The organism is Bradyrhizobium altum, from assembly GCF_020889705.1.
Taxonomy (GTDB): Bacteria; Pseudomonadota; Alphaproteobacteria; order Rhizobiales; family Xanthobacteraceae; genus Bradyrhizobium; species Bradyrhizobium altum.
This window is the reverse complement of sequence record NZ_JACMYP010000232.1, coordinates 1-14,098: the sequence shown is the minus strand read 5'-3', so window position 1 is coordinate 14,098 and position 14,098 is coordinate 1. Positions and strand designations below refer to the sequence as shown.

Genomic DNA, 14,098 nt, shown 5'->3' with positions numbered 1-14,098 from the left:
GGCATGCAAGTCTACTTCTGCGACCCGCAAAGCCCTTGGCAGCGCGGCACTAACGAGAACACCAACGGGTTGCTGCGGCAGTACTTTCCGAAGACCTGAGCATCCACAGCGCCGACGAAATATCCGCTGTAGCAGCGGCCCTCAACGCCCGACCGAGAAAGACACTGGGCTGGAAAACGCCGGCAGAAGCGCTTGACGAATTACTGTCATGAGTGAAAACAATTGGTGTTGCGACGACCTTTTGAATCCGCCCAATACGCCTCACACCACTATCGTGCGCTCCTGTCGGCCGCCGGCATCATCGGTTCAATGAGCGGCAAGGCCAACTGCTATGACAATGCCCCGGTGGAGAGCTTTTTCCATGCTCTGAAGACCGAACTCGTTCACCATCGCCAATACGGACCCGCGCCGAGGCCCAGCGCGACATCTTCGCCTTCATGGAGGGCTTCCACGATCGGACCCGCCTCCATTCCGCCATCGGATATATCATCCAAATCGAGATGGAGCTAAAAGCAGCTAGGCGCCACTCCAACTCGCAAAGCATAGGGCCTTCAGCCACGGCACGGAACACCCAATTGCCGCCTGCGGCTCGACCCTTACCCTTGGCCCGCCGGTTCGTGAGCCGCGTGGAGCGCACTACCGAATATACATTCCGCAAAGAGCACAGGCCGAAAGTTCCGTGTTCGTGCTGATCGAGAATGACCAACATCCAGAAGCCATCATCGAAGTTCGCCCGAACTCGATATCCCCGACAATCCAAGTATCCTTGACCTGATACGTCGCCGCAAATGAGAGCAGCGACCGACACTCTGCTGCGCCTATGAGGGGCAGATCGTCAATGCGTGATTGCGACCATTTACTTGGTTGTCAATTCACGACGGGAAGCGTGCGGCACGTCGCGTTGACGTGCGGGACCTTAATGCTGCACACCGTGCGCACAACGGGAAGTTATCGACGTTTAACCTAGGTTAACTATTGGTGATCTCGTCTTTGCAACAATCAACTTCTTGTTGGACGAAGTGGTGCTGCGCCGGCCGTTCTAGCGGAAGACCGGACCGAACCTTACGCATTATCAATCTCCGACAATCGGGGAGAGCCCCGAGGGCTCACCAATCTGGACCGTCGCGTCGACTTGTCAATCCGACGACACTTTAGTTCCTTTTGCGAGCTCCCTCTCAGAGAGCATCGCCGTACCGATGATGCCCTGCATCTCCAAGCGTGCTATCTGGGCGTCGGAGAGTCCGAGAAGCCCTGATAGGATCTCCCTGTTATGTTGTCCCAGCGTCGGCGCCGCTGTGCGGATCGCATAGGGCCCTTCCCCCTCGCGGATTGGCATGGAGGGCTGCGGATGCAAGCCCATGAAAACGCGTTCGACTTCCTGCAGATACGCGCGCGACCTGAGATGTCGATCCTTGAGCAGATCAATCGGAAGGTGGACCACGCCGGCCGCAACCCCTACAGCCTGCAACTCGAACATAGCCCGATCCGCATCGCGGGTGACCGTCCAGGCTTCGACGCTTTCTTCGATCACATCCTCGATGCCGCGGCGCCCTTCAGCAGATTTCAGCGATACGTCGGTAGCCCAATCTGGCCGGCCAATACGGAGGGCCAGCCTCTGCCACATGTCCTCATCGGTCACCGCTACCATGATCCAGTTGTCCGCGCCCGCACAGCGGAAGCAGCCGTGCGGCACGAACTGCGGATGTCTATTCCCATATCTCGTCGGTGGCGTACCGCCGATCGAATGGACTGTAATCCATGGCGCCGCGAACGGCATCATGCATTCGATCTGAGCAAGATCAATGAACTGTCCCTGCCCGGTGTTGCTGGCGTGAATCAGCGCAACCAGAACTGCAGCGCAGCCGTTCAACCCGCCAACAGCATCCCCGAAGGCGACGTGGCTCATCACAGGCGGATCACCCGCGTTGCCGATCACGCTCGGCAACCCCGAGCCCTGCTCGAGGGTCGAGCCGTAAGCCCGGCAATTGCGATGGACGCTGTTCGTGCCAAAGGCTGACATTGACATCATGACGAGGCGAGAATTGAGCTTTCTGAGCACGTCGTAGCCAAGCCCGAACTTTCGCAGTACGTCGACCGAATAGTTGTCGATGACAATATCGGCACCCGCTACAAGCCGCTTGGCGAGAGTACGGCCCGGCCGCCGCGTCAGGTCGAGAGTGATACCACGCTTATTACGGTTTATCATGCAGAAGCGTAACGTCTTCTCATACATCTGCCCATCCACGTAAGCGGGGCGCCGGTCAACACCGCGCCACCAGTCCGGATACTGGATGGCCTCAATCTTGATGACGTCCGCACCGAGATCAGCCAGTGTGCGCGTACACAACGGACCCGCCCACCCCATCGAGAAGTCGATGACGCGAATTCCATGCAGCGGCAGCCTGCCGGCATCGATGGGACCAGACGACGCCGACGCAGTGCGGCTCAGCTTTCTTCCGGCATTCACGAAACCCTGCTGATCACCAGGAGCCGGAACCCTTCCTCCGCGGCGGGGTGGTGTCAACGTCAGCCCCTGCATCGCCCCCACCGTCAGCCCTTCTTCTGCGCCAAGCAGGACGCGCACGATTGCGCCGCGTTCCTTCTTCTCCTTATCCTGAAGCAGATCGGATATTTCGGGTACTGGCACGATCGGGATCTTGCGTTTCAGACCCTCCGCAAACCATTCGCGCGCTGTCCGCGTCTTCAGCCTCGGCGTGAACTTCCGCTCGACCTGCTCTACATGATGTAGACGATCCCCGCCGAGCACCAGACCCGGATCATCACGCAATTCGGGCAGGCCGAGCATGTCGCAAAACGCGCGCCATTGTGCTGGAGTGATTGTCGTAACACCGAGCCAACCTTCCTTGGTTTCGTAAATGCCGGTTGGAAAGTTCGGCCAGAAGCGGTTAATACCAATCCGCCGGATCATGTCGCTGCGCGTTACCGCCTCAAACAGTTGATACTCGCTGAGAACAAGGCTCGATTCGAAAATACTGAGCGACCACGACCGCCCTGTTCCGCCCTGCATTCGCGCAAACGCCGAACAGGTCGCGGCAATAAAGCCCCACAGGCCAGCAAGAATACCCGTCTGAAAATCCGGCGCGTACATTGGTGGGCCCTCGACTGGTCCAGTCAGCTTGATGAGCCCTGCGAGCGCGCGGATCGTGGAATCGGTCGCAGCGAATCCCGCATAGGGCCCCTCGCCGCCAAACCAGCTCACGTCGAGGTAGATCAACCCGGGTCGCCGCCGCCGAATCACGCTCACATCAATGGACGGGCAATCTGCGGGATCAACGTCGCGCCCATCGATCAGAATGTCGCAGTCCTCAATCAGCTCCGTCAGCCGTGTGACCGCGTCTGGGTCGGTGGCATCAATGATAATACTCGATTTGTTGACGCTCAGGAATGCGAACCACCCGCTTTGGCCACTTGGCGTTTGTGGCGCGCTCAGGCGAAGCGGGTCTCCTTCTGGCGGTTCGACCTTCCGTACATCGGCGCCGAAATCGGCAAACAACCGAGCACAATAGCTGGTTGCGGCTGAGCTACCGATTTCCACGACCCGTAGGCACGACAACACTCCCATCGACGGTTCCTTTTCTCTTCATGTTTCGGAAGTCAGCAACCACGCGACGCGAGCTCGTCGACACCGCAAGCGCGGCTCTGCTTACCAGGTACCGATACAAAGGTGTTTGCGATTAGCACGAGGTATCCGCGACGGCAGCGGGCAGCCGCGCCACAATGAAACACCGCATCTTCGTGGGAGCGATGACGTCCGCTTCTCGAACAACGAAAGAAGCGATGCAACCGAGCTCATGGCTTAGAGTCTGTCTCCCGTTTCCTAAAATAGCCTGTGCGGTCGGAACGATCGGCGATTGTCTTCTTCTCCTTCGATGTCAAACGGCACATAACCTTTACCCTGCTCGATCGACTTCGCCCGTCAATCAAGCGGCGAGAAAAGAAGCAAGAACGAAAGTCGAATCGCGCAGGGACACAACGCTTTCCCGTATTCGCCAGATCGATCTTCACCAAATCTGAATGCGACCTTTGAAGTATCTGACCCGAACGAAACGGACGACGCTCAAATGGAACCAGCATCATATCGTTAGCAGTCGCAAGCTGAGGATGACCGAAATCGATCGTGCGACCACAAGAGATGTTCAACACGCGGCTCAAGAACACGGTATACATCGGCCTAGGCGGCGAACTCGCCGCCCGTGATATCGATGGTTGCACCAGTGATAAAGCCCGCAATCGGCGAGGCCAGAAAAGCTGCGACGTGCGCCACCTCTTCAGCAGTTCCAAAGCGGCCGACCGGAATTCGGTCGAGAGCGGACCGGTTAACCGCGGCGTCAGGTGGTCCAGTCAAATCGCTTAGAATTCGCCCGGGAGCGATACAATTGACAGTAATACCGTGCGGAGCGAGATCCCGCGCTGCCGCGCGGGTTAATCCGACCAGTCCCGCCTTCGACGCGGCATAATGTGGCCCAGCGATCATTGGCATGGCACGCCCCGCGAGCGACCCAACATTAATGATGCGTCCATAGCGTTTCGCTATCATTGCTGGTGCCAAGAGCCGCATGAGAACGAAGGGGCCGGTGAGATTGACATCAATAACACGCGCCCATTCCTCGGCGGATGTCTGCGAAAGCCAAGGTACATCCTGGTTAACGCGCTTGGGGGAGACGCCCGCATTGTTCACCAAAATCGCAATGTCGCCCCAGAGGGCCCGGATGCGGTCAACAACCGCCCGAACGTCGTTGTGTCGCGTTATGTCGATCTGCTCAGCATAGAGCCGCTCTTCCGGACGCCCTAGAAGGTCAAGCGCTCGCTCAACATGCTCTGCCCTCGTCGCGACAAAAGCGACTTGATAGCCATCGGTCAAGAACCGGCGGACGATCCCCAGTCCAATCCCTCGTGCTCCCCCGGTCACGAGCGCAACTCGCCCATCGCTTTGACCACTGGAGTTTCCTAGTGCGATCATGACCATCACAGGGTCGCCCACAGCGTAGGGACAGCGCCACCAAGCCACATGGGTACACCATTCAGGAGGAAACATCGTAATTGGCGTTGCCTCTTGCTGGAAACAGCATCGGGTTTTCGATCGCTCTGGCCGCGCAAGTATTTGGTTGGAGGGTTTTGACCGCGCGGCATTCGGACATTCAATGAAGTGAACCTGCAATCGAGTCTGCCTATCCTTCGCGGCGCAACGCCATCGATCATTGGGGCGGCATCGCTCGGCTTAAGCAGCGGTAGACGTTTTCCCGATAGCCGATTTGCGTGTGTCGCCGCGGCTGACACGAGCGAGGAAATCACATCGCGGACGGGCACGGTGCTAATGCCAATGCCTTGCGCTAAGGCGCCCGATACGGGATGATTTCCTTGGGTGCACTGAGCGAAGATAACACATCTCAGTAGAGCATAGGCGCGCTCTTTGTGTGCATTCATTCTTGCGTACGGACGCGCCGAGACGGTTGGCTTGAGAGCTCCGGAACCACCTTCGAAGTCGAACAATGGATCGAATGTTGTCGATCGTTCATCCTCCTTGTCCGAATGAGGTGGTAGCCACTTGGTTGTGCCGGGCAGCTCCATAAATTCGCTCCACTGAATGAAGGTCACCTCTTCAGAGCAAGGCCGGCGACATAGGTGGCTTGGCGGTCGCGTTAGGTATCCCTTGCAAGATGCAGTCGCACAGCCGCTTTATATCGCCGTCTTCATGATCGGCCGTAATGCACACTCGTATCCCTGCCCTTCCTTGAGCGACAGTTGGAAAGAACGTAACGGAAGTATAAAAGCCGGCATCTAGAAGCTCTTTGGCGATAGCAATCGCCTTGGTTTCGGATCCGATGGCGATCATTCTAATTGGAAACGGATTACCTTGTTCGGCTGTTGCAACGCCACTGTCAAAGGCCCTGATCCGTTGCACCAACCGCCTTTGCCGCTCGCCGAGCTCTTCCGACCGGTGAATCTTGCACGAGCCGAGCGCCGCGCCAACCGCCGCTAGATTGGGTGCCACCGAAAACGCATAGGGAATCGAATAGCGCCGAAACAGATTCTCGTGATCAGCCGTTCCCAGCATCACCATGCCGCCAGACGCGCCGAATCCCTTTGCCAGCGAAGCTACTATGATCGTGCGGTCACCCAACACTTGCGGAAACTGAGAGCGAGCGAACCCTTCGCCTTGGTCTCCGAATAGCGATATGCCATGAGCGTCATCGATATAGAGAAAGAGTCCGTAACGTTCCTGGAGCTGGCGCAATTCTTTGACGGGGGCATTCCCTCCCATTGAGTAGACACCATCGCATACATACGCGACCACTGGATGTTCGCGGCACAAGCGTTCGAGAGCGTCGATATCGTTGTGCGCAATCGTTTCCATCCGCGTTTCATCGGCGACTACCGGTTTGTGAAAGGCGAGCGATATGTGCGCAAGGCGGTCGAACACGACGAGGGGCTTTGTTCCGCCCGTCAATCCTCCCGAAGCAAGGAGGGGCAGCCCGCCGAGATTGGCGAGCATGACGGAAGAAAACGCGATCACGCGTGCGCAGAACATCTCCGATAGGCTTGCCTCGAGCTCCGCCAAAAGATCAAAGTTGAGCCGCGTTCGTGCGCATGACCAGTGCAACGACTGATGCGCCTCAATCGCGTCGACCGCACCGGCAACGATCACGGGATGATTGTCCAGGCCCAGGTAGGAGCATCGCACGAAATCAATTATCTCCGGTCGATCGTCAATCGGTCCGGTTCCTAAGGAAAAGGCGCGTCCGGTGGTCGAACGTCCCTGGACGGCCATGAGACCAGCCGCATGGGCTGCATCGAAATGTGGACGACTCTTATTGATCATGTAGGCGGTGTTGCGAAAATGTCCGGCCGGTCGATCTTTACTGGAGAGCGGGCTCCGCTGTTGCATTTCATTCTCCATTTCCATGGCAACCACCGCCGTCGACTTAGACGATTGCTTACGAGGCGCCTTGACGATATCGGATCGCACTTTCGGTTCCATACAAATCCTGCGGACGGCTCGATCGATCCACTTGCTTCAAACAAACTCAATCACCGGCGACATCGCTTGGACAGCTACCAAATCCGACAGGCTAGAGCGCGACAGACCTGAGCAAGGCGTGTCCACGTTGGCGAGCCCTCGCTGTGATAGCGGCCATGAGGGCCAGCCTGGCCTGAGCGAGCAGTCGCTGTGCCGATGCTGCCGGCTGGTCGTTACTACTCTCGGAGCCCTGCCAAGCTACTTTAGAATAGAGATCACAGCTGCCGCCGTGAATGCGAACAACAGAAAGGTGAAGCGCCTTGACGATGTTGTGTGTTCGGTTGGTCGTACCAGCTTCATAATGCAAAAGACCCATGACGCGCCTCAAGCAGCCAGACGACTCACGGTTCGATCGAATTTGCCTCTGTGCGGAGTTCCATTCCGCTCGTCGACTTCTTTGTCTGCCCTTCCTACGCCTAAGCTACAGCAGCTGTTCGTTCGTATTGAATCTGAAGTCAGCGCCGCCGCAACGATGTGCTTTCGGCACTCCGGTTGCAGGGTGGCTTCGACAATAGTCGCACCTGCCCTTTCCACAGAAGCTTCCACTAATGAGAAATGGAAGGCCGATTGTGTTCGACCTCCTCACCAAGCCTACAACGGGTACGCGCGCATTGTAAGCCTCGGCGAGGAGGCGACACATCAAAGATCTGGACCCAAATATTCTGAACTGCAACAACCGCGGTCCGACCCGACACGCTCGTAAAGATAGCTCCACAGCGCGGCTCGAGACGCACGTCCCGCACGCCAGGATGACGGCCGAAGGCCAGACTCTAGCCGATCATCTTAAGGCACGACGTAACAAAGCACGGGCGGGACGTGTCGCAACCGTCGCCTTGATCATGTGCGCACCTCTATCGCATCCAACGTATCTCGATGGCTGTCGAGGAAGCCGGTGAACACATCGACGATGAACTCGGCGTCGGCGCGTGTCATCGGCGTTGAGAGCGAAGCAGCAGCGCCATGCGGCAGGATGATGCCGTTCTCCGCAAAAAAGCGTGTGAGCCGCTTCATTAGAGTTGCCCCGGCGGGGACGGGATAGACCTCACGATAGTCTTTCGGCGTCTGTGCCATCGGATGGATGCGAAAGAGTGAGGTGGCCCCGGTCACGCATAGCGGCACGCCCCGGTTTGAGATAGCCCGACCAATTCCGTTCCGGACAATGTTTCCAAGCACCTCCAGATGTGCAAAAGCCGCATGATCCAAATGCCGCATTGCGGCAAGACCAGCCATCATGGATAGAGGATTTGCGGAAAACGTGCCGCCTTGCGGAAGCTGCGGCCGGCCCACCGAGGCATCGAATACCTTCATCACGTCCTCGCGACCACCGATCGCTCCAATCGGCAAACCGCCGCCGATGATCTTCCCCATGGTGACAAGGTCTGGAACAAGGCCATAGCGGGCAGAAGCACCCCGAAAACTCTGCCGGAGATTCAGCACTTCATCGGCAATCACCAGAATGCCGCTCTCACGGGCAGCTTTCTGTACCGCAGCTATGAATTCGGGTTTCGGCGCAATTAGACCACCGCGACTTGGCATTGGATCAAGAATGACGGCGGCAAGCTTGTGTGCATGCAATGACAACGACCGATGCACGCCTTCAGCATCGTTGAAACGGAGCACAACCACGTCATCGAGCACGCTTGCCGGCATTCCGCGATAGAACGCAGCAGACGCGGGCGCGGTAGGATCACCCCAATTGTCCGGCGTAGCTGCCTGACTCACCTCGACCCAGTCGTAGGCACCATGATAAGCACCCTCGAGCTTGGCGATTTTCGAACGTCCGGTGAAGGCTCGCGCCGCCTTGATCGCAAACAGCACGGCCTCAGTCCCCGTATTGACGAATCGAACACGATCGACGCGCGGAATCCGGCCGCAAAGAAGCTCGGCGAGTTCGATCTCGCTCTCTGTCGGATTTGCGAAGCAGCTTCCGCGCTGGAGCTGATGGGTTAGCGCCTCCACGACGGGAGCAAACGCATGACCATGGATCAACGTCGTAAAATTTCCATTGAGATCGAGAAATCGGCGACCGTCGACATCGAACAGATAGCTGCCCACTCCGCGCTGGATATAGAGCGGGACCGGATCCCGTTCGATTGTCACTCGAGAGGTGCCGTCAGGGAAAACCAGCCTCGCGCGGGCAAAACTGTCCTTTGAGTTCTGCCCAGCCCGTCTGGTTCGCGGCACACTAGAACTTGCAAAATCCTGGTTCACGGTCCACTCATCGATCTATTTGTTATTTCTGAAGTTGGCCAAGCAGTGGCTGTCGGAGGGTCACCTCGCCCCGCCATTCGGCGGGATGCCTCCGCGGCGCCGGCTTTTCTCCACATGAGATCCAGCCGACAAGAACATCGCGACGCACGTCCATGTATCGCGGAGCACGGCGGTAGAGCCCCGCTGATAGACGCACCTCGCGGCCGTGGGCCGCAACAGCCGCTTCGGCTTCGCCTCGCCAGCATGACCACGCGGTACTTCACTCGCTGCGCTTCAGATCGCCATCATGGTGACGCTCACACGCACAGCCTCGGCATGATGATATTGCACGGCAATGCCGAATTGGGGCTAAAGCCAGCTCGCTGGTGTTATGCGCTCAACAAGGCTCCTCAGCTCCTCGCCGGTTAGCCAGACAAGTAAGTCGTCGTCCACAATATCCTCTTCTACCAGCTGCAGGATCGACCCGCCGGCTTCATGATGCGTATGTCCGTATTGCGCAAGAACGCCCTTATTCAGTGTCCAGCGCGCTGCAAGCCCACACAAGAAGTCGGGAGCCCACATGGAAAAAGACACACCTCGCAGTATTGCAGCCATGATTTCGGGGATGCCCTGTCCTCTAAAATCTCTTCGCAACCAGAAATCCCCGTGATACGCTACTTTCCCGGTAATATTCTTCGCACTTGGTGCTGTGCAAATACAACGGTCCCGAGGATGTGCGTGTATGGTCGGGTCAGCGTAAAACGCCTTCAACGATTGAAGATGTTCTGCAAAGTTGCTGTGCGGAAGGTCATACAGCCGGGCAGCCTCGACAAGCGCGACCTCGTTATTCTTGTCGACTCCTTTCATCCAGTATCCCTCGCCTAGTTTGATCGGCGAGCGATCGGGGCGGAAATTTGGATATGTCGGTTTCTTTGTCGGAAGGACGCGTGTGATCGAGACATATTCATGAAAATCGAATCCCATTGAAAGCCTGATTCCTTTTTGGGCGGCGACGTCGTCATACACTCTAAGGAAACGCGAGACTTGCAACGGATCAACTACTCTTGTCATTGCTGCACCTTGGAACTAGCAGCGATGAGCTGCGTCCTAGCCTATGCGCCGAGTTGGCAACTAACGGTACAGGACCGACAATGGATCGAGATACTACCTACTTTGGTGAGGACATTATATTCGGCATTGGAGGACCCGATCTCGACTCATGTCAGCACACGGCGACGGAGCGTTCTCGAGGCAAGGCTGTGTCGATGGTACTGAAGCTTGAGGCAGACCATCGGACCAGGTCAGCGAGCGTGTAACCGTGGTCGAGCATACCTCCTCATCAACCGCTATGAGCGGGAAGACCCCGCTCCTCACGAGTGGTCCGTTAGTGAGCTGGATCGTTTTGCCTGGCCGGATTTCACTATCGATAATTGCCTTGGGCCGCTGGCTCACTTCACCTCAATGCCGAAATGAGTTCGTTATCCTGAGGATAACTCGTTCGCCTTTGCACTGCGCAGTCGCAATGATGCGGTTGCTTTTCTCCCACGGGATGAGCGTCCCCCTTACTAACTACATCACTGATTCACGGTCTGGGCTCGCGTTTCGCATGGCGCGGAACGATGGATGATCATTTGAATTCCCGTTCTGCCCACCACGGAAAATAGTCAGGCATGTTGACGGACACCTTGTCCTTGAACACCCCGGGCCGCTTCTCCAGGAATGCCATCACACCTTCCTTGGCATCGGCGGAACGGCCGCGCGTATAAAAGCCGCGGCTGTCGATCTTGTGGGCTTCCATGGGATCGTCGGCGCCCAGCATGCGCCACATCATCTGCCGGATGAGCGCGATCGACACCGGCGCGGCCTTCACGGCGATCTCGCGCGCTAGCGTGCGAGCGGTCGGCAGCAGTTGATCAGGCGGTACCACCTTGCTGACTAGCCGCCCCGAAAGCGCCTCCGACGCCGGGAAGACGCGGCCGGTGTAGCACCACTCGAGCGCCTGCGCGATGCCGACGATGCGCGGCAGGAACCAGCTTGAGGCTTCCTCCGGCACAACGCCACGCTGGGAGAATACAAAGCCGAAGCGCGCCGCCTCAGACGCAATGCGGATGTCCATCGCGAGTTGCATGGTCACCCCCATGCCGACGGCCGGCCCGTTCACTGCGGCGATAACGGGCTTGAGGCATCTGAAGATCCGCAACGTGAGGTGACCGCTGCTGTCGCTTACCTTCGGATCGCTATAGTCGATCGTGCCATCAGGCAGCCTCTTCACAGGTCCGCGCTTCGCGTCGGTGTCAAACGTGTCGGCGCCCCGCGAAAGATCGGCGCCGGCGCAAAATGCGCGGCCCTCGCCGGTTACGATGACGGCACGAACGTCGTCATCCCTATCAGCGCGGTCGAAGGCGTCGATCAATTCGTGCTCCATGGTGACAGTACAAGCGTTGAGCTTCTCCGGCCGGTTCAACGTAATGGTGAGGATCTGCTCAACAACCTCATATTTGATGGTCTTGTAGGCCATGCTGCTTCCTTCGTCGGGGTCAGATCACCGCGCTCCTGGTCTGTTTCAGTGTTTCGGCCAAGGATTCCTGGAATATCTCAAGGCCTCGATTTAGGGTCTCAGGATCGATCGTGAGTGCCGGTAAAACCTTTACAACCTGATCAACGGGTCCGCATCGTTCGACAATCAATCCCTTCTTAAATGCCTTGCGCATCGTTGCCTCTGCGATTTCGGCCGCTTGGCAATCAAACCCCAGCGCCAAGCCTCTCCCTCGAACAGCAAAACTGTTCCCATAGTCGGCCGCGATGGCCTCAAGTCGACGCCGCACAAGTTCTCCCATGCGCTGAACCCCCTGCGAGAATGTCGGACTGCGCCAATAAAGATTTATGGCTGCGGTCCCAGATACAAGCGCTAGATTGTTCCCTCGAAACGTGCCTGTGTGCTCTCCTGGCCGCCATGCGTCGAGCCCCTCTTTAATCAACAACATTGAGAGTGGCAGACCATACCCGCTTAGCGATTTCGACAGTACGACGATATCTGGCGACAGCGCCGCGAACTCGAAGCTAAAGAATTCGCCCGTGCGACCGCAGCCCATCTGGATATCGTCAACTATGAAAAGGGCGCCCACATCCCTTGCTATGGCCTGAATTGATTGCAACCATTCCTTGCTAGCTACATTTATACCGCCCTCTCCCTGCACAGTTTCAACGAGAATGGCAGCTGGACGATCGACGCCACTGCTTTCGTCCGTCAGCACCTTTTGCAGGTAATCCGTTGTATCAACAGCTGGCCCAAGATAACCATCATAGGGCATGAATGTGGCACCCGCCAAAGAAACGCTGCTGGCTGCACGATAAAAACGATTACCGCTCGCGGCAATCGCTCCTAAACTCATGCCATGATATCCATTCGTGAATGAAATGATGTTTTGACGTCCCGTGACTTTGCGTGAGAGCTTTAGAGCCGCCTCAATAGCATTAGCACCTGTTGGCCCAGTAAATTGAAACCGGTATTGCAGATTCCGTTCCCGAAGTATGACAGAGCTGAAAATCTCCATAAACTCTCGCTTTGCAGGGGTCGCCATGTCAAGGCCGTGGACTACAGCATCCGATGCTAGATACTCAGTGATTGCAGCCTTGATCTGATGATTGTTGTGGCCGTAATTCAGCGCTCCAGCACCGGAGAGGAAGTCAATGACCTTTCGCCCTCCCTCCGTTAGCATAATGGAGCCGCGCGCTCGACTGAATATGGCCGGAAACGAGCGTGAGTACGAGCGAACGTTTGATTCTAAGACCTCGAAGGCGTGCATTTTACGTGACTCGCGAGTCACTCCACCCATGGTCGCCTCCTCAGCAAGCGGGTCGTTCAATGAACAAGTACGCCTCTCCCAGCGCACGAGCCTTGGACAGCTGACCGAAACGTGCCACCGGCTTTGGCGGGATATCACGTTGCAGCCCGCGTATCTTCCAGATCGGCTGCAGTCACTACCTGAAAGCCGGGAACGACGAACCTACTAAAGTTAGTAGAATTCCGTGAGTCAACGCTACGCATCAGCTTGCCATGTACGCGCGCGTCGTCGATCTCCGAGCATTGAATCGCCTTGCGGTAAAAAGGGATCCATCCGAGCTAAGCTGCGGACGGTGGATCACCGATTTCATTGAGGTGCGCGGGGTTTTCCTTGTGCATCTTGAAGAGCTCCAATAGGTTTTCGATGCCGAAGTCGGTGAACGCCATGACGCATCGTCACCGAGGCCGAAGACCCAGATAAGGCCGTCCTCGGGATCCGATTTCATTGGCGACGTCCCCTAGCCAGCCCTCGTCTTCGCCAAGATCCCAGGCGAGGCGACCGATGGTGAGCGCCGCCGGCGAACCTTGCCCGCCAAATGGCGGGTCGTCGTGGACATGGCCGGTGCTCGTCTTCCATTCGCTAGTATCGGGATCCTGGTGTCGTCGCCGCGAAGCCTATTGGCGGAGAGCACATAGGCTTCGATCAGTTCAAAGACCGGCCTGACGGCAAAGGCTCCGGCCCCGACCTGGTCCGCCAACGTCGAGATCGACAGATCGATGCCTTCGCATTTGAAGCGCTGGCTCTGCCGATTCAGCGTAAGCGTCGTTCCGCTCCCGCCTTCTCGCGGCACATTTGATAGGCGAGCCTCACGATCTCTTTGAAGGGATCGGCTTGTGTCTATGCTTGGACCATACGCTTAAGTCGGAGGCGCGCCGGCTGGAAGTAATTACGGAGACGGGACGCCGTCGTTGGTTCTCCAAGGACGACAAGGCCCGGATCGTCGAGGAGACGCTGGTACCAGGCGCGGTCGTTTCCGAGATTGCCCGTCGACACGGGCTGACCCCACAACAATTGTTTACCTGGC

At 57.4% G+C, this 14,098-nt stretch carries 8 protein-coding genes and 2 pseudogenes; 2 read left to right on the top strand and 8 right to left on the bottom strand.

Annotated features, from left to right (window positions below):
• Positions 1 to 212: pseudogene (locus tag H8B02_RS36810) on the top strand (transposase); the annotation flags it as partial.
• A 923-nt stretch (positions 213 to 1,135) separates the two neighbouring features.
• On the opposite strand, the gene H8B02_RS36800 reads toward H8B02_RS36810, so the two are convergent.
• The 8 genes and pseudogenes from H8B02_RS36800 to H8B02_RS36760 all read right to left on the bottom strand — a co-directional run.
• Entirely contained in the window at positions 1,136 to 3,583 is a 2,448-nt protein-coding gene (locus H8B02_RS36800) for a CaiB/BaiF CoA transferase family protein (RefSeq protein ID WP_229170697.1), read from the bottom strand.
• 609 nt (positions 3,584 to 4,192) lie between these two features.
• Positions 4,193 to 4,987 (bottom strand): SDR family NAD(P)-dependent oxidoreductase, encoded by a 795-nt coding sequence (locus H8B02_RS36795; RefSeq protein WP_229170696.1) that lies wholly within the window; start codon positions 4,985 to 4,987, stop codon positions 4,193 to 4,195.
• A gap of 633 nt (positions 4,988 to 5,620) precedes the next feature.
• Positions 5,621 to 6,919 carry an 8-amino-7-oxononanoate synthase family protein gene (locus tag H8B02_RS36790; protein WP_376711761.1) on the bottom strand — a complete coding sequence of 433 codons (1,299 nt, stop codon included), beginning with the start codon at positions 6,917 to 6,919 and terminating at the stop codon, positions 5,621 to 5,623.
• Positions 6,920 to 7,876: 957 nt separating this feature from the next.
• Positions 7,877 to 9,250, bottom strand: a complete 1,374-nt coding sequence (locus tag H8B02_RS36785; protein WP_229170695.1) for an aspartate aminotransferase family protein — start codon at positions 9,248 to 9,250, stop codon at positions 7,877 to 7,879.
• Positions 9,251 to 9,598: 348 nt separating this feature from the next.
• Complete coding sequence (locus tag H8B02_RS36780; RefSeq protein WP_229170694.1) at positions 9,599 to 10,255, bottom strand: hypothetical protein; 657 nt, start codon at positions 10,253 to 10,255, stop codon at positions 9,599 to 9,601.
• A 601-nt stretch (positions 10,256 to 10,856) separates the two neighbouring features.
• Positions 10,857 to 11,747, bottom strand: a complete 891-nt coding sequence (locus H8B02_RS36775; protein ID WP_229170693.1) for a crotonase/enoyl-CoA hydratase family protein — start codon at positions 11,745 to 11,747, stop codon at positions 10,857 to 10,859.
• A 19-nt stretch (positions 11,748 to 11,766) separates the two neighbouring features.
• Positions 11,767 to 13,035, bottom strand: a complete 1,269-nt coding sequence (ectB, locus tag H8B02_RS36770; RefSeq protein WP_376711760.1) for a diaminobutyrate--2-oxoglutarate transaminase — start codon at positions 13,033 to 13,035, stop codon at positions 11,767 to 11,769.
• Between the two features lie 545 nt (positions 13,036 to 13,580).
• Positions 13,581 to 13,828 (bottom strand): annotated as a pseudogene (locus tag H8B02_RS36760) (IS66 family transposase); the annotation flags it as partial.
• Between the two features lie 89 nt (positions 13,829 to 13,917).
• Between H8B02_RS36760 and H8B02_RS36755 the strand changes: the two are divergent.
• A partial coding sequence (locus H8B02_RS36755) for a transposase (protein ID WP_229170691.1) occupies positions 13,918 to 14,098 on the top strand: 181 nt, incomplete at its 3' end.

What these genes read in the sequence shown, in the direction of transcription:
- H8B02_RS36775 (WP_229170693.1), bottom strand. Translation starts at nt 11,747, where the DNA reads ATGGCCTACAAGACCATCAAATATGAGGTTGTTGAGCAGATCCTCACC.
- H8B02_RS36800 (WP_229170697.1), bottom strand. Translation starts at nt 3,583, where the DNA reads ATGGGAGTGTTGTCGTGCCTACGGGTCGTGGAAATCGGTAGCTCAGCC.
- H8B02_RS36790 (WP_376711761.1), bottom strand. Translation starts at nt 6,919, where the DNA reads ATGGAGAATGAAATGCAACAGCGGAGCCCGCTCTCCAGTAAAGATCGA.
- ectB (WP_376711760.1), bottom strand. Translation starts at nt 13,035, where the DNA reads ATGCACGCCTTCGAGGTCTTAGAATCAAACGTTCGCTCGTACTCACGC.
- H8B02_RS36795 (WP_229170696.1), bottom strand. Translation starts at nt 4,987, where the DNA reads ATGGTCATGATCGCACTAGGAAACTCCAGTGGTCAAAGCGATGGGCGA.